The sequence below is a fragment of the Crocinitomix algicola genome (assembly GCF_001661595.2).
Taxonomy (GTDB): domain Bacteria; phylum Bacteroidota; class Bacteroidia; order Flavobacteriales_D; family Crocinitomicaceae; genus Crocinitomix; species Crocinitomix algicola.
On record NZ_LYPF02000017.1, the window covers coordinates 30964 to 47344 of the forward strand.

At 35.1% G+C, this 16381-nt stretch carries 19 protein-coding genes; 13 read left to right on the forward strand and 6 right to left on the reverse strand.

Features of this window, described 5'->3' with window-relative positions; translation table 11 throughout:
* Positions 1 to 45 precede the first annotated feature (45 nt).
* From A8143_RS10780 to A8143_RS10810, 7 genes are all read left to right on the forward strand, one after another.
* The gene (locus A8143_RS10780) at positions 46 to 519 is read left to right on the forward strand and encodes a hypothetical protein (protein ID WP_070138071.1); all 474 of its coding nucleotides are present in this window, start codon (positions 46 to 48) and stop codon (positions 517 to 519) included.
* Between the two features lie 9 nt (positions 520 to 528).
* Positions 529 to 1245: an ExbD/TolR family protein gene (locus tag A8143_RS10785; protein ID WP_070138072.1), complete on the forward strand. Its 717-nt coding sequence runs from the start codon at positions 529 to 531 to the stop codon at positions 1243 to 1245.
* A 2-nt stretch (positions 1246 to 1247) separates the two neighbouring features.
* Positions 1248 to 1700, forward strand: a complete 453-nt coding sequence (locus A8143_RS10790) for an ExbD/TolR family protein (RefSeq protein WP_070138073.1) — start codon at positions 1248 to 1250, stop codon at positions 1698 to 1700.
* 57 nt (positions 1701 to 1757) lie between these two features.
* Positions 1758 to 2228, forward strand: coding sequence for a hypothetical protein (locus A8143_RS10795; RefSeq protein ID WP_139134338.1), 471 nt, complete (start codon positions 1758 to 1760; stop codon positions 2226 to 2228).
* Between the two features lie 2 nt (positions 2229 to 2230).
* Positions 2231 to 2749, forward strand: a complete 519-nt coding sequence (locus tag A8143_RS10800; protein ID WP_070138075.1) for a gamma carbonic anhydrase family protein — start codon at positions 2231 to 2233, stop codon at positions 2747 to 2749.
* A gap of 83 nt (positions 2750 to 2832) precedes the next feature.
* Positions 2833 to 3639, forward strand: coding sequence for a universal stress protein (locus A8143_RS10805; protein ID WP_070138076.1), 807 nt, complete (start codon positions 2833 to 2835; stop codon positions 3637 to 3639).
* A 125-nt stretch (positions 3640 to 3764) separates the two neighbouring features.
* Positions 3765 to 4196, forward strand: a complete 432-nt coding sequence (locus tag A8143_RS10810) for a DoxX family membrane protein (RefSeq protein WP_070138077.1) — start codon at positions 3765 to 3767, stop codon at positions 4194 to 4196.
* Here A8143_RS10810 and A8143_RS10815 read toward each other — a convergent pair.
* The 4 genes from A8143_RS10815 to A8143_RS10830 form a co-directional block, all read right to left on the reverse strand.
* Positions 4193 to 4465, reverse strand: a complete 273-nt coding sequence (locus tag A8143_RS10815; RefSeq protein WP_070138078.1) for a heavy-metal-associated domain-containing protein — start codon at positions 4463 to 4465, stop codon at positions 4193 to 4195. The genes A8143_RS10810 and A8143_RS10815 overlap by 4 nt on opposite strands.
* 9 nt (positions 4466 to 4474) lie before the next feature.
* Positions 4475 to 4771 carry a rhodanese-like domain-containing protein gene (locus A8143_RS10820; protein WP_175437531.1) on the reverse strand — a complete coding sequence of 99 codons (297 nt, stop codon included), beginning with the start codon at positions 4769 to 4771 and terminating at the stop codon, positions 4475 to 4477.
* Between the two features lie 11 nt (positions 4772 to 4782).
* Positions 4783 to 6192 carry an MBL fold metallo-hydrolase gene (locus tag A8143_RS10825; RefSeq protein WP_070138080.1) on the reverse strand — a complete coding sequence of 470 codons (1410 nt, stop codon included), beginning with the start codon at positions 6190 to 6192 and terminating at the stop codon, positions 4783 to 4785.
* Between the two features lie 102 nt (positions 6193 to 6294).
* Positions 6295 to 6939, reverse strand: coding sequence for a Crp/Fnr family transcriptional regulator (locus tag A8143_RS10830; RefSeq protein WP_070138081.1), 645 nt, complete (start codon positions 6937 to 6939; stop codon positions 6295 to 6297).
* Positions 6940 to 7080: 141 nt separating this feature from the next.
* Between A8143_RS10830 and A8143_RS10835 the strand changes: the two genes are divergently transcribed.
* Positions 7081 to 8721 carry an ABC1 kinase family protein gene (locus A8143_RS10835; protein ID WP_070138082.1) on the forward strand — a complete coding sequence of 547 codons (1641 nt, stop codon included), beginning with the start codon at positions 7081 to 7083 and terminating at the stop codon, positions 8719 to 8721.
* A 59-nt stretch (positions 8722 to 8780) separates the two neighbouring features.
* Positions 8781 to 10568 carry a sodium:solute symporter family protein gene (locus A8143_RS10840; RefSeq protein WP_070138083.1) on the forward strand — a complete coding sequence of 596 codons (1788 nt, stop codon included), beginning with the start codon at positions 8781 to 8783 and terminating at the stop codon, positions 10566 to 10568.
* Here the strand turns inward: A8143_RS10840 and A8143_RS10845 are convergent.
* Both A8143_RS10845 and A8143_RS10850 read right to left on the reverse strand, forming a co-directional pair.
* Positions 10557 to 12068 carry an O-antigen ligase family protein gene (locus tag A8143_RS10845; protein WP_139134339.1) on the reverse strand — a complete coding sequence of 504 codons (1512 nt, stop codon included), beginning with the start codon at positions 12066 to 12068 and terminating at the stop codon, positions 10557 to 10559. The genes A8143_RS10840 and A8143_RS10845 overlap by 12 nt on opposite strands.
* Before the next feature lie 233 nt (positions 12069 to 12301).
* Complete coding sequence (locus A8143_RS10850) at positions 12302 to 12925, reverse strand: DUF5011 domain-containing protein (RefSeq protein ID WP_070138085.1); 624 nt, start codon at positions 12923 to 12925, stop codon at positions 12302 to 12304.
* 198 nt (positions 12926 to 13123) lie between these two features.
* On the opposite strand from A8143_RS10850, the gene asnS reads away from it, so the two are divergent.
* The 4 genes from asnS to A8143_RS10870 are packed head-to-tail and all read left to right on the forward strand — an operon-like array spanning position 13124 to position 16380.
* On the forward strand, positions 13124 to 14563 hold the full coding sequence (asnS, locus tag A8143_RS10855) for an asparagine--tRNA ligase (RefSeq protein WP_070138086.1): 1440 nt from the start codon (positions 13124 to 13126) through the stop codon (positions 14561 to 14563).
* Positions 14564 to 14566: 3 nt separating this feature from the next.
* Complete coding sequence (locus A8143_RS10860; RefSeq protein WP_070138087.1) at positions 14567 to 14926, forward strand: arsenate reductase family protein; 360 nt, start codon at positions 14567 to 14569, stop codon at positions 14924 to 14926.
* Between the two features lie 14 nt (positions 14927 to 14940).
* Positions 14941 to 15867, forward strand: a complete 927-nt coding sequence (locus A8143_RS10865; RefSeq protein WP_070138088.1) for a DMT family transporter — start codon at positions 14941 to 14943, stop codon at positions 15865 to 15867.
* Between the two features lie 48 nt (positions 15868 to 15915).
* Positions 15916 to 16380 carry an acetyl-CoA carboxylase biotin carboxyl carrier protein subunit gene (locus tag A8143_RS10870; RefSeq protein WP_070138089.1) on the forward strand — a complete coding sequence of 155 codons (465 nt, stop codon included), beginning with the start codon at positions 15916 to 15918 and terminating at the stop codon, positions 16378 to 16380.
* The last annotated feature ends 1 nt before the right edge of the window (position 16381 follow it).

Below are 16381 nucleotides of genomic sequence, written 5' to 3' on the forward strand. Positions count from 1 at the left end.
CTACGATAAGACTTATTTTGTAACAATCAAAAAAATTAAAGAACTATGAATAATAAAGTAACATCACTTATTACTGGCGCAGTTGTCGTAATTCTAGCCGTAGTTGGTATCTTCTTAATTGTTTCGGCAATGGGGTACACGCACGAAATTGATGAAGTGACTGGTCAAGTTTTATCCGATCCTTCAGCAGTTTCAAATTCAGTGAGTTTTTCATTGTTTATTCTAGTCTTAGCTCTTGCAGCAATTGCAATCTTTACAATTATAGCCATCGCTATTAATCCTAAGAAATTTATTCCAACAGCCATTGGAATAATCGTATTTGGAGTTTTAGTTTTAGTTGGTTATTCAATGGTAAATATTGAAACAACAGGTCACATTGTGACATTAGAAGACGCTACAGAACAGAATTTACTTTGGGGTGGTATTGGAATTAAAACAACTTATGTATTGGTAACCGTTGCCATCGCCTTAATCATTGTGCAAAGTGTTCGAAACTTAATCGGATACTTCACTAAATAAAATTTAACTATGGCAAAAAGAGAAGTAGGAGAAATTAATGCAGGATCAATGGCGGATATCGCCTTCTTGCTCCTCATTTTCTTCTTGGTAACCACAACTATGGAGGTTGATGCGGGTATTGGTCGCCAATTGCCGCTGAAAATTGATTATGTTGGACCGCCTCCTCCACCAATTAATAAAAGAAATGTATTGGAAATTTTAGCCAATTCAAAAGATGAACTTTTAGTGGAAGGGAAACCAACGCAAGTTGATGAATTGTATGATATTGTCATGGACTTCTATACGGTGAATAAAAATCGTCCAGACGTTGATAAAAACATGCCGAACTATCAACAGGTAACCATCCCTAAATGTGAAACTGAAATCGCTGCTTTGCAAAAATTAGTTGAACAGTATCCGGACAACAAACAATATGCAAGTGAATTAGAAAAATGGAAAGAAAAGTTAAAGCTATGCCAAAGCTTTCCAACTAATTCATATAGCGAAATTCATAAATCAGCCGTTATTCAGCTTAAAAATCAAGCCGGTACGACCTACGGTTTATACATGGAAGTACAGAACATTTTGAAACAAGTTGTAAACGAATTACGAGTTGAAGCTTGTGAACAAATGGATTATCCTGATTACTTTGAATTAAGAGAAGACCGCGAAGAGGATCAATTGTATATTTCTAATTTGAGAATCTTGGTTCCAGAACGTATTATTGAATCTAAAATTGATCGTTAATTATGTCTAAGTTTAAAAAAGGAGGAAAAAAATCAATACCAGGGGTAAATACATCTGCCTTGCCAGATATTATCTTCATGCTCCTATTCTTTTTCATGGTTGCTACGACAATGAAAGAGGTTGATTTAAAAGTTGATATCACTAAACCAGTGGCAGATCAAGCTTTGCCAATTGAGAATAAAGATCAAGTAGACTTTATTTATATTGGTTATCCAATTGATGCTGAAGAAGGTACAGAACCACGTATTCAGCTTGATGACCGCTTGGCAACAGACGCTACTCAAGTTGGAGACTGGAAAGAATCAAAAGGACGTGAAGGCGTAAGTCCCTTAGACATCGTTACTTCACTAAAAGTTGATAAAGAAGTTGGTATGCGAATTGTTTCTGATGTAAAAGAAGAACTAAGAGATATTGATGCTTTAAAAATCAATTACTCTGCAGACCAAACTAAATAAATTTATTTAAAAGTTTTAAACCCATCGGTCGTTCGACTGATGGGTTTTTTTATACCTGTGAAATTTCATTTATTCATTATTAGTGCAGTATTTATTTTTGGATGCCAACCCAAATCTACTGAGGATGAAGAAAAAACACCTCCGTTTAATTCGTTCAAAAATTACCCGAAAAACTATTTTTTGGATTTAAACTTTAATAAAACGAACAAGGATTATGTAGCATTATGCAATAAATTGCCAAGCACACTTCTTCATTTCGATTATAACTATCATTATTTCTTAACGGATGATTCAACTGAAATTATATTTCCAAACGAAGCCCAACCTAACTGGTGTAAAATTTATCTTAAATCAAAAAAATATTTAAATAACCCTAGTAGACTTAAAGACTATCTTAAGAAATCTGCTGATATTATTCAAGAGCACCCCATCTTACCGATTTACATTTATAAAAAAGATTCAATAGCCTACAAACTATCATTTTTTGAACAAGAAACTTATCTTCGTTTAAAATTTACTAAACTTTAAAAATGGCCTTGATTAAATCTTGTCGTGGAAATACTCCACGAATTCCTAGCTCCTGTTGGTTAGCAGAAAATGCAACTCTTATTGGCTCAATTTCAATGGGGGAAAATTGCTCTGTATGGTTTAACGCCGTTGTTCGCGGAGATGTTAACGACATCATATTGGGTGATAATGTGAACATTCAAGATGGAGCTGTCATCCATTGTACCTATGAAAAAACCAAAACGGTTCTTGGTAACAACGTTTCTGTTGGTCATAATGCCTTAGTTCATGGATGCACAGTAGAGGACAATGTCCTCATTGGCATGGGTTCTATTGTCATGGACAATTGCCATATTGAATCGAACTCTATTGTTGCCGCTGGAGCTGTGCTTTTGGAAGGAACTAGAGTAGGAAAAGGAAGCGTATGGGCAGGAGTACCTGCTAAAAAAGTGAAAGATATATCTCCCGAACTTTTTAAAGGTGAAGTTCAAAGAATTGCGAAAAACTATCGCATGTATGCTAGTTGGTTTGAAGATAAATAATCAAAAAAAGAACGACATCATACAATAAATAGACTATTGATTCTGATTTATTAATACCTTTAAGGTGTACAAGGATTTTCACTATGAATATATTATTAACTACTGACTTTTCATACGGATCATTAAAAGCTGCCCGATATATTATTAACTTGTTTGGAACAGAAACAGTAGAATACACTCTTATAAATTCGGCTAATGTAAAATTCGCTGGTGCCACTTTTTATCAAGATTTTTTAGATGAAATTGACGCACACCATGAAAAAGAACTCATAAAAGTAGCACAAGAACTTCAGGCAGAATTCCCTTTAGTGAAAATCAAAACAAGTGCAGAAGAAGGAACGCTATTAGCAACCTTGGAGAAATATAAGGTGAATGAAAAAATGGATCTTATTGGACTTGGTGCTAACGGTTCCTCAAATCTCTATGAAAAACTCATTGGTAGCACTGCTTTAGATCTTATAGATTACGCTGAGATACCTGTATGCGTTGTTCCTGTCGTTGCCAAGATTGTAAATCCTAAACGCATTATGATTGCTATATCCAATCCTGAGCAAGGCCTAAAAGGGTTTGAAACACTAATTAAGGAAATGAAAGAGCAACCAAGCGAAATTCACCTCTATCATATTTCAACAAACGGGGAACAGTCTTTAGATCCCATTAAACAAAATCTCCAAACTTTATTTAACGCAACCATAGTTTTAACTCATCAAGCTGAAGATTCTGGTGCGGCTATTGAAAATCAAATATTAGAATTTGCAACTGCAAAAGGAGTGGATTTATTTGTGACGAGCCCTAAAAATCATAACCTCATCCAACGAATTTTTAAGCATAGCGTAACAAGACAATTGGTTGAACGAACTCATTTACCTATGATTGCTCTCAAAGACTGAGCTCAATAATATTATTCAGCCTTCCATAAGCTTCTACAAACCTCGTTTATCAAAAATACTTTTGTATAATTGGCTAGTTTCCACACTTATTCTTAACTTGTATACCATAAGCAACAAGTTTTAATATGGAAGAGTTAAATGTTTTTCTAGATACCAATAAATTCATATTCTTATATACTGTAATTCGTTTAATTTTAGGAATCTTGTTGTTCTTTCAAGCCTATGATAAAATTTTTAAGATTAAACTAAATCATGTTATAAGTGAAATTACCCATGGAGATAAATCCAGTCATGTCCACCCTACAATAACTAAGCTATCTGTTTATACCTCGTCCTACATAGAATTAATCGGGGGAATAGGTTTAATATTAGGAATATTTACAACACCCTTACTTTATCTTATTGGTTTACATTTAATGGTAGTTTGTTTCGCATTTTCCTTTTTAGATCCAGTATGGGATACCAAATTGGTTTTTTCACGATTAATCTTGCTCGCCTATCTCATTTTAAACCCAATACATTTTAATATCGTATCATTGGATTACCTAATTTTTTAACTGGAAATTTTTCCAATAGCACAACTCACAAAAGATTTTGCCTTCTTCCCAAAAGTGTTTTCTTCATTTATAGCTGGATATCCCAAATTTGATAACAGCCCAAGAAGGTCATTTTCTTTGTCCGAATTATCCATAGTAACCTGAACGGTGGACAAATCTTTGTCCACCGATACTGCTTTTACATACTGTAAATCTTGTAATCTTTGCTCTATCGTATGAGCGCAACCTCCGCATTTGAGGTTTTGTACTTGAATGGTTGTTTTAAACATCGTTTTAGATTAAATTAAAGAACGCCACGAACCTGCGTTATGCGCAATAAAACCAGAACGTGACAAAACCTGTTTCGCTTGCTCTGCTCTAGCACCAGAACGGCAAACTAAAATAATCTCCTTTCCTTTAAATGCTTTCTTTTTTTCATTTAATAAGTGTAAAGGAATGTTCTTACTTCCGGGCACATGTCCTGCATTAAATTCTTGTGCCGTGCGGACATCAATTACTAAGGCCCCTTTTTCTATTAATTCTTGATAATTATTTTGTGTACTTGTACCCGATTTAAACATACTAAATAGTCCCATTTTTATAAATTTTAAAGTGTTGTTGGACATACATAATCTGTTACAGGAACAGTTGTGCCTTTAATTGCACCAAATCCTCCTTGCACATCTATTATGTTATGAATTCCTCTTGATTTTAATATAGAAACAGCAATCATAGATCGATATCCGCCAGCACAATGAACAAAATTGTTTTGATCATCTGCAAATTCATTCAAATACGAATTTAGTTCACTTAGCGGGAAATTTTTTGCCCCTTCTACATGCTCTGAAAGAAATTCAGACGACTTTCTTACATCTACCACGCGATTATTTCCTTGCCCTATTTGTTGTGCAAATTCACTTGCTGAAATTGAAGTTACCTTTCCAATTTCTTTATTCGCCTTCTTCCATGCATCCATTCCCCCCTCTAAATAACCAATGACGTGATCGAATCCCACACGGGACAAACGCGTTATTGTCTCCTCTATGAATTCCTCCTCAACAATTAATAGAATGGGTTGTTTAACATCTGCAATTAATGCTCCCACCCAAGGGGCAAAATCACCATTTAAGCCAATAAAAATAGAATTTGGAACGTGTCCTTTCGCAAATTCTTCTTGTTGACGAACATCTAACATTACCGCTTCCGTTGCATTTGCAGCTTCCTCAAACGCTTGTGGACTTAATCCATTTTTTCCATTCTTAATAACTTCGTCGATATCCTCATATCCCAATTTATTCATCATTACATTCATCGGAAAATAGGCCGGTGGACTTGTTAAACCGTCTAGCACCTCAGAAACAAATTCTTTTTCCGTCATATCTTCACGCAGTGCGTAGTTATTTTTCTTCTCAAAACCGATACTTCCAACAGTTTCCTTACTCATGTTTTTACCACAAGCACTGCCTGCTCCATGTCCAGGATAAACAATTACATCATCCGGCAACGTCATAATCTTTGTCCGCAGACTTTCGTATAAAGTAGCGGCCAACTCTTCCTGCGTCATATTAGCTGCTTTTTGCGCCAAATCTGGCCGTCCAACATCACCAAGGAATAAGGTGTCACCGCTAAATATTGCATGTGCCTTTCCCGATTCATCCAACAATAAAAATGTAGCACTTTCCATGGTATGACCAGGCGTATGTAACACTCTAATTTTTACTTTTCCCAATTCAAATTCCTGGTTATCCTCCGCAATTATTGCATTGAAATCAGGTTTTGCCGTTGGGCCATAAATTATTGGAGCACCCGTCTGTTTTGATAAGGTCAAATGACCTGACACAAAATCGGCGTGGAAATGCGTTTCAAAAATGTATTTGATTTTTGCTCCTTCTTTCTTTGCCAACTCTAAATAGGGATTCACCTCCCTCAGTGGATCAATGATAGCCACTTCTCCCTCACTTTCTATATAATAAGCACCGTGTGCCAAACAACCCGTATAAATTTGTTCGATTTTCATAATTTCAATTTTTAATCAAAATTAAGTGAGATCAATATTTTTTACAGTAACATTTGTTACCTCTTAGGCTGATAAAAAGCAAGATTACATCACCATAACAACTTAAAAATCTAATAAATCAATTTTATTTCTTCCTAATTGCACGCGCCCTTCTTTCTCTAATTTTTTGAGTAAACGCGAAATTACAACACGAGAAGTATTCATCTCATAAGCTATTTCCTGATGACTTAGCTCCAGCTTGGTTGATTTGGTGATCATGACTTTATCCTTTAAATATTTATACAATCGTTCATTTAAGTCATTAAATGCCAAATTATCAATCGACTCAAGTAATTCATTAAAACGGTTGTTATAACTTTCAAAGACAAATGCCATCCATGAATCATATTTCTTTGTCCAAACTTTCATACGATCAGTAGGAACGAATAAAAACATGGTATCTCGTTCTGCAACCGCCTTTATTTCCGATTGTTTTTGTCCTAAACAACAGGTCATAGTCATCGTGCAAACATCACCACTTTCTAAATAGTATAAAACCAATTCATCACCATCCGGATCTTGACGCATAATTTTTATGGCACCATCCAACATCAGGGGCATTCCTTTTATATTTTGACCATAATCAATGATTATTTCGCCTTCCCTCACTTCTTTTAATATTGCCACTTCTGACATCTCGTCAATTAGTTCATCTTCGAATAAAAATCCGTATCGTTCTTCTAATAATGGTTTAATATGATGTTTCATAAACGAATTGTTAATTACTTACAAAAATAACACCCCTTTTTATAATTCTAAGTGACAATTATCACATCAAATATTTTAAGTTACCACTCCATAAAAACAAGGATTAATCGTAACTTGTAATCCATTTTATCCTTTAAAATTATGGCTGCATTAAAGACTAAGTACAGAGAACGAAAAGCGTATCGATTAGCCAATAAAATTGTGTTTTCTTATTTGTGGCTTTTTGCAAAAAAGTGGCTTTTTGGCCAAGCATACTTCGACAAAAGAATTGAGCAACTCAATTTAAAAAATGCACAACGTATAAAAAAGGCCATCATAGAATTAAAGGGCTTATTCACTAAAATAGGTCAATTACTTTCGGTGATGTCCAATATTTTACCTGAAGCTTATGCTACCGTATTAGAATCTTTGCAAGATAATGCTCCAGCAAGTTCCTTTGAATCGACACAAAAAACCATTCGTACCGAACTTGGTGAAGACCTGTCTACCATTTTTAACGAATTTGACCACAAACCACTTGCATCAGCTTCCATTGGGCAAGTTTATAGAGCGAGGCTTAAAACTGGGGAGGTAGTAGCCGTCAAAATTCAACATCCCGATATAGAACAATTAGCGCAAGTCGACCTCACCATCATACAAAATCTTATCCGTAGAATTTCGTTCGTGCTTAAAATCAAAGGAATAGATTATGTCTATCAACAGGTAAGGCAGATGATTGAGGCCGAACTGGATTACCAAAAAGAAGCGGAATCAATGATTCGTATTTCTGACAATATTGAGGAGTTTGAACGTATCATTGTACCTAAAGTTTACACGGCTTATTCATCTTCAAAAATTTTAGTGACAAACTTTCATCACGGTGTTAAAATCACCCAGTTAGAACAACTGAGAGAATGGAATATAAATACACAGGAATTGGCGGAGCAACTCATCACTGTTTTTTGCAAAATGGTCCTCGTGGACGGTTTCTATCATGCTGACCCTCATCCCGGAAATGTCCTTGTAAATAAAGAGGGTAAAATAATTCTTTTGGATTTTGGAGCAACAGCAGAGCTAAATGACGAGATGAGAAAAGAAATTCCTATTATCATTCAACATATTATTCGAAAAGATACGCCAAATATTATTCGATCACTGCAAAAAATGGGCTTTCTAGGGAATGATTATGAATCGCAAGAAGTAGCTGAGAAGTTGGTTGATGCCCTTACAACCTTCGTTCAAAACGAAATTAAAATTGATAATCTAAACATCAAAGATGTAAAATTTGATGATATAAAAGGAAGTAGTGTCGATCGCCTAAGAAAAGAAATAGGGATTCGAAACTTAACACACACCATTCAAGTACCAAAAGATTGGATTTTATTGGACCGCACAATGATTCTAATTCATGGAATAAGTGCAAGTATAGCGCCAAACTATAACCCACTGGAAACAATAAAACCTTATTTAAAGAAAATTGTCTTAAGCGATGGAGGCTTAAAGAACTTAATTCTTGACACCATTAAACAAGAATTCTCAGCACTAATCCAATTGCCATCCAGCTTAAATACATTTTTAGACAAAGCCAATACTGGAAAACTGGTGGTTGAAACCAGAAATAAAGATTTAAAACGATTGTATGCTCTGGGCCATCAAATGATGCTCTTCATAGCAATGATTGTCTTACTTATCTTATTTGAAAGCCCCTATTCTTTATGGTTAGACTTCTGGTTTTTCCCCCTTTTTATAGCGTTGGGCATATTCCTTTTTCTTTCTGTGCGCAGACAAAAGCGGAAAATGTAATTTTTAACAAGACCAAAACAAACGTGCATCAAAACAATTAATTCCCTATTTTCGCTCGTATGGAATTAGGTTATCTCGATTTAGGTATCATTTTTGGATTTTTTATTATCACTTTAGGGATTGGTGTTTTAGTTTCTAAAAAAGCGGGCAAAAATTCATCGGAGTTCTTTTTATCCGGTAGAAATATGCCTTGGTGGCTACTGGGTGTTTCAATGGTAGCTACAACTTTTGCGGCAGATACTCCAAATTTAGTTGCAGGTATTGTGCGGAAAGATGGAATTGCAGGAAATTGGGCTTGGTGGGCCTTTTTACTCACAGGAATGCTAACGGTGTTTATTTATGCCCGTTTATGGAGAAAGCTTGGAATAAGCACTGACTTAGAATTTTACGAAATTCGTTATAAAGGTAAGGCGGCCGCGTTTCTAAGAGGATTTAGAGCAATTTATTTAGGCGTATTTTTCAATATCGTAATCATGGCAACTGTTTGTTTAGCGGGAGTTAAAATTGGACATACGATGCTTGGATTATCGGCCTTTGAAACATTAGGTATTGCAAGTGTTGTCACCGTTTTATATTCATTATTGGGTGGATTAAAAGGCGTTATTCTAACTGATTTTTTTCAGTTTATAATTGCAATGGTGGGATCAATTTGGGCGGCCTATTTTATAATTGATCTGCCTGAAATTGGAGGGATGGAAGGATTGCTTAGCCACCCTCAAGTTCAAGAAAAATTAAATTTCGTTCCCCGTTCAAACGACAGCTCTGAAGTTTGGCTGAATCTTTTAATTATTCCTTTAGCTGTTCAATGGTGGAGTGTTTGGTATCCGGGAGCTGAACCTGGCGGTGGTGGATATATTGCACAAAGGATGTTGGCTGCAAAAGACGAAAAGCATGCTACTGCCGCAACTTTGTTTTTCAACTTTGCGCATTATGCTTTACGTCCTTGGCCGTGGATAATCATTGCTTTGGCTTCTTTAGTTCTTTTTCCTACCCTTGCCGATATAAAGGCACAATTTCCAGGATTGAATGAAGATTTATACCAACATGATTTAGCTTATCCCGCCATGTTAACCTATTTACCAGCAGGTTTATTAGGATTGGTTTTAGCATCCCTAATTTCGGCATTTATGTCAACCATATCAACTCACTTAAATTGGGGTTCGTCGTATGTGGTAAATGATTTCTACAAGCGATTCATCCAACCAAAGGCATCTGAAAAAACTTTAGTCCTTGTTGGGCGGATATCAACTGCTGTAATGATGGTTCTCGCTGCACTTCTTTCGGTCGTTTTGGAAGAAGCAAAATTTGCCTTCGATTTAATTTTGACAATTGGTGCAGGAACTGGTTTATTATTTATTTTGAGATGGTTTTGGAAAGCAATTAATCCCTACAGTGAAATTACCGCTATGTCCGTTTCTTTTCTTGTTGCCTTGTATTTTTTTATTGCAGATCGTGCATATCATATTACTTATTCAGAATCAACCAAACTATTAGCAGGCGTCACTATTACTACATTGTCTTGGGTTTTGGTTACTCTTCTAACCAAAAGTAATCGATTTATGAACCCAGAATTTCAAAATCGAGCTTTTAACCATACAAACAATAATTCACTTACCGATATTTCGAAAACTGACGGTCAAATTTCTACAGATGGACTTGAAACGAGATTTAAAAACATGGGAATTAAAGTTTTATGCATTTTCCTTGGTTCAATTGGGATTTATTCAGCCTTATTTTCCCTCGGCGAATATCTTGTAGGAGACCCTACCAAAAGTTTATACCTCGGGCTAGTATTTTTAATTTGTCTTGGGTTGATTGCTAAATTCTGGAAAAAACTATTCGATTAAATGTCGCTGAATGCGTTCGAGATTTTGAGGATATTTTTTTTCATATCCTTTGATTCCCTTCAACCATTCCATGGCAGCTCGGTAATTCCCTGTATTAAATGCTAATACGGATTGATTTAATAATGTTGGTTCGTAATTTGAATTGATACGATAAGCTTCATCTAAAACAAGCCTTGCCCGATTCATTTGGCCAAGACGAATTAATGAATACCCGTAATTACTCAAAACTTTATAATCAAATGGACTTAATTCAAAAGCTTTTGCATTGACCTCAACTAAGGCTTCTAAATCTGTTTTTTGATGATATCCCCATCCAATAAATGAATATATTGGTGTCCCTGAAGGGTCATTCGTATACCAAATACTTAGCGCTTTTTCTCCGTATTCAATGGACGCATTTGCTTGTAGGTTATTTTGGGCTTCAATCGCTAAATTTGTGTAATATTCCCCTTTTACGCGCTGTATTCCAATCCAAACATTAACACTTAGCAGAACGATATTTAAAGCAATAAAACCTCGGGGAAACCAATTAATTTTTTTCAAATCTACTTTCCATCCTTCGGTTAAGTAAGCTAAATAGGTTACACTTATGACAATGTGCAAAATCCGTTCTTTCGGAAAACTAAAAAACGCGATGATCATTAAGCCAATACTTGCCGCTAGAATAATTAATTTCGACTCGTTTTTATGTTGATAGATTTCCCTTAACGATTTTAAACCTACCCCGATCACAAGAACTAAAATGATAACTAAACCAATCCACCCGTTTTCCGACAATACCCATAAAAAATCATTATGTGGCCGTTTAAAAAAAGTGTTGTAATAACTAGCCTTTTCAATGTTGTTGACTGAAAATTTTGAATAATTATACTGCCAGTTTCCAGTGCCAACCCCAACTAAAGGATTCTCATGAATTAAGGCTTTGGTTTTATCCCAAAGTTGAAAGCGCTCTATTAATGAGGCTGTAAATTTATTTTGCTGAATTTTAGATGATCCGGATAAGAGTAATGAACCAATTGAAATCATCATTCCAAAAAAAACACTCATTACAGCTATTTTTTGCCACTTTTTCCAACCGAATGATCGTTTTACAATAAAATAAAAGGAGGTAAAAACAATTATCGCAACTATGACTTGACGAGTTTGAAGTAGGAAAATAATTGTCAAACCAATTGCTAAGATTAAACCATGAATTATTTTAAATCTTAACGATAAAGACTTAAAGCCGATTAAAGCGAACGGCAATCCCAAAAACAGAAAAGAACAAAACAAATTTTTATGACCAAACAACGTGTCAATTAAGTTTTGATTCATAACAAAACCTAGTCCAAAAATTAAATAGGTACAAATCAATATAAAAAGAACAATTTCTTGGAGAACGGTATGACCAAATTGTGTGCTTATATCTTTCAAACAAACTAGGGCTCCAATTGCAAGAATAATTTTTTGAGATTCATATATTAGATCTGCGCGATTAAAGGCCCAAAACCATCCACTCAAACTAATAAGGTAAAACAAGAAGAGTATTAAAATCAAAAATAAAGCAGGAAGAGAAACTTCTTTTTTGCGAAAAAAAATAACTAAAAGATACCACCCTATTATGAAATTTCCGAACGTAAATCGTGGTGTTTGAGAAGGCTCGATCAAGCTATCTTGGGCGACTAATGGGCATAAAAGGAAAGCTGCGAACAACCATCCTTTTTTTAAAATACTATTGGATTTCGTTTTTATAATTACTGTTTAATGTGATTAATTGTGCAGTCATATGTCATTCCTCCATCCATGGTCACATTCAAAATAAAATCGTTGTCAATGATTGTTCCTGAACCCGATACCGTATGATCTCCAATTTCTTGAGAAGGAATTATAATATCATTCCCACTAATTTTACCGATTACCGGCTCATCTTCAACCGTAAACAAAACTCGACGAATGATAATTTCATTGTTTTGAGTCAATGAAGTACGGATTGATGTGTGATATTGACCAGCCGTCATGGTACCGGTACAAGTTGGTGTTGCCTCATATGTCCCAATCATAAAGTCTGCGTCGTTAACAACGTTTACAAAACGTATAGCTGTTGCCGCTTGATTACCTTCCTGATCTTCAACATCGTAAAAAACACGGTATTCGCCAACTTTGTTTTTATTGACCACGCCCGAAATTAGAATATCATCCGAAATATCTCCGTCCCTATTATCCATTGCACTTGCTCCTGCTTCAACATATGATTCTCCCAAAGAAAGTGTTACCTCTTTGGCTCCATTTAACTTAATTACCGGCTGAATGTCTTTTTTTCGACAAGCCATCATTACCAATGCGATTACTGCAAATGCTAATCCTGTTTTCAATTTCATTTTAAAAATTTTAGGTCAATTATTAATTATTAAACGACAAAACTAAACTAAAAGTGTTTATCATCATCTATTTTCATTAAGACGAATGAATTATTTAAAAGGTTTGAATAAACCTGAAATTCCTTAAATACCCAATCTATATTTAAGCGGTGAAATGCTGCTTTTTATTTAAATTTGCCTTTTTTCAAATCAAACGGAATGAAACGAATAGAAATTAAACAATTATTAGCAGCCTCAAACTTTGGAGACAAAGTTCAAGTGAAGGGATGGGTAAAGGCATTTCGCCAAAATAGATTTATTCAGATCAATGATGGATCAACACTTAATAATATTCAAGCTGTTATTGATTTTGAAAATGAAGAAGAGGCATTAATTAAACGTATCACCACTGGCGCAGCGGTTGCTGTAACTGGTGTCTTAGAGGAGTCCCAAGGAAAGGGGCAAAAGTTTGATTTAATTGTATCAAAAATTGAAATACTTGGTGATGCTGATCCCGATGAAGTGAGTAAAACGGTCATGCAGCCCAAAAAACATAGTTTAGAGTTTTTGCGAGAGCAAGCTCATTTACGTTTTAGAACGAATTTGTTTGGAGCCATTTTCAGAATTAGACATGCGACATCTTTCGCTATTCATAATTATTTTAATGAAAGAGGATATTATCACATAGCAACCCCAATTATTACAGGTTCTGACGCTGAAGGGGCAGGTGAAATGTTTCGAGTTTCTACTTTAGATCCACAAAATCCACCATTAACAGAAGACCATAAAATTGATTGGTCCGAAGACTTTTTTGGTAAAGAAACGAACCTTACTGTTTCTGGTCAGCTAGAAGCAGAATTGGCGGCGATGGCATTAGGAAAGGTTTATACTTTTGGACCTACTTTTAGAGCTGAAAATTCGAACACCGCACGGCATTTAGCAGAGTTTTGGATGGTTGAACCAGAAGTTGCCTTTAATGATTTAACGGATAATATGGATTTAGCTGAAGATTTTTTAAGTTATATCTGTAAGTACGTGATGGAGAATTGTGCTGATGATATTCAATTCCTTAACGACAGAGAACTTAAAGAAGATCAGTCAAAACCGCAAGCTGAGAGAAATGAAATGAGCTTAATCGAACGATTAAACTTTGTAATTAACAACGATTTTGAGCGAATTACTTATACTGAAGCAATTGATCTACTACGAAACTCTAAACCGTATAAAAAGAAAAAATTCAAATACCCGGTTGAGTGGGGAACAGATTTACAAAGCGAACACGAACGATATTTAGTTGAAAAGCACTTTAAGAAACCTGTTATTATTTCTGATTACCCAGCTTCATTTAAGGCTTTTTATATGCGTTTGAATGACGACGGTAAAACAGTTGCAGCCATGGACATCCTATTCCCTGGTATTGGCGAAATTATTGGAGGTTCGCAACGTGAAGAAAGATATGATACCTTAGTTGAAAAATGCAAAGCATTTAACATTCCGGAAGAAGAGATGTGGTGGTATTTGGACACTCGTAAATTTGGAACAGCACCGCATGCCGGTTTTGGTTTAGGTTTTGAACGTATGGTGATGTTTACAACTGGAATGTCAAATATAAGAGACGTCATACCATTTCCAAGAACTCCAAAAAAAGCCGAATTTTAAGCCATGAAAAAAGTTTATTACCTCTCCACTTGCTCTACTTGTAGCCGAATTTTAAAAGAATGGGATTTGGATGAATCCTACACGTTGCAGGATATTAAAAAAGATCTAATAACAGCTGATCAAGTAGATCAAATGATTAAAATGGCTGGAAGTGCTTCGGCAATCTTTTCAAAAAGATCAATGAAATATCGGGCAATGGGGCTACACGAAAAAGAGCTAAGTGAAAACGAAATGCGCAATTTAATTCTTGAAGAATACACCTTTTTAAAACGTCCTGTTTTAATTATAGATGATGCAATTTTTGTTGGTAATTCGAAAAAAACGGTAGCTGCTGCAAAAGCAGAAATTGATGCAAAACGTTAACTTTAGTAGCCTAAATGCCAGTTAACTTTAAATCGCACTTAGCACTTTTGGTGCTCAACTTAATGTATGGCGCTAATTACGTTGTTGCTAAAGGCTTAATGCCAAACGTTATCGGTGCAAATGGTTTTATTTTGTTACGTGTTTTAGGTGCAACAATTTTATTCTGGATTATCTACGCTTTTCAGTATCAAAAAATCGCCCCTAAAGACTTCTTGAGACTAGCGGCCTGTGGTTTATTTGGGGTGGCAATTAATCAGTTGTTTTTCTTTAATGGAATTATGATTACCTCGCCAATAAACGCCCCGATAATCATGACTACAACACCGATTATTGTGCTGGTATTATCCATGCTAATTTTAAAAGAATCAACCACAAAACTTAAAGTAGTAGGAATAGTATTGGGTACTATCGGCTCTGTACTTTTTACTATCCTAAGTAAAAACGTTGGATTTAGCACTGGTTTAGGTGATGTATTTATATTAATTAATGCCATTTCCTATTCCTTATACCTCGTATTGGTTAAACCATTAATGGCAAAATACAAACCTTTTACAGTGATCACATGGGTGTTTACTTTTGGGCTGATTTATGTTAGCATTTGGCCTTTTAGTTGGCCTGAATTAAGTAGTGTACAATTTGATAACCTTAGCATTGATTCGGGTTTAAGATTAGTTTTTGTAGTGCTTGGTGTTACATTTATACCTTATCTACTTACCGTATTCGCTATGAAAAAACTCAGCCCTTCAACCAGTAGTACTTATATTTATTTTCAACCTATTTTTGCGGCTTCTTTCATCTACTTATTTTATTTGGTTGGATTAGAAGACTATACCCAAGACTTTACGATTGCCAAAGTTTTATGCGCTTTACTTATTTTTGCTGGAGTCTATTTAGTTATACGACCGGCCAATAAAAAGTCGAGATTAATTCCCCCTAAATAGCCGAATCGTACAAATAATTGTTTAGATTTGAATTAGAAATTTAGGACTATGTTGAATACGATAAATACCATTGAATTAGAAAAGAAAATTGCCGATTATAACATTAAGCAATTGAATGGGGATGTTTATCAAATAGAAAAACTCGGGGAAAAGGCAGAGATCATTGAAGTTTTAAATGTAGATATCGCTTTAAAAACAATGACCATTCGACACAATCATTCCGTTCACGATCTTGTTTTCAAAAACAACTTAGACTTCGTTCTTGACAAGATGGGAATTAAACGTGCAACCGATAATATCAGCACTTCCATAAATGCTCCAATGCCAGGTAAAGTTATTGGGATATTAGTTAAGGAGGGAGATCAAGTGGCTAAAGGTGATGGCATTTTAATATTGGAAGCCATGAAAATGGAAAATGTATTAAAAGCAGAGCACGATTGCAGCATTAAAAAGATTGTTGTTGAAGAAGCTGTTAGTGTTGAAAAGAATCAAGTTTTAATTGAACTTGCTTAAT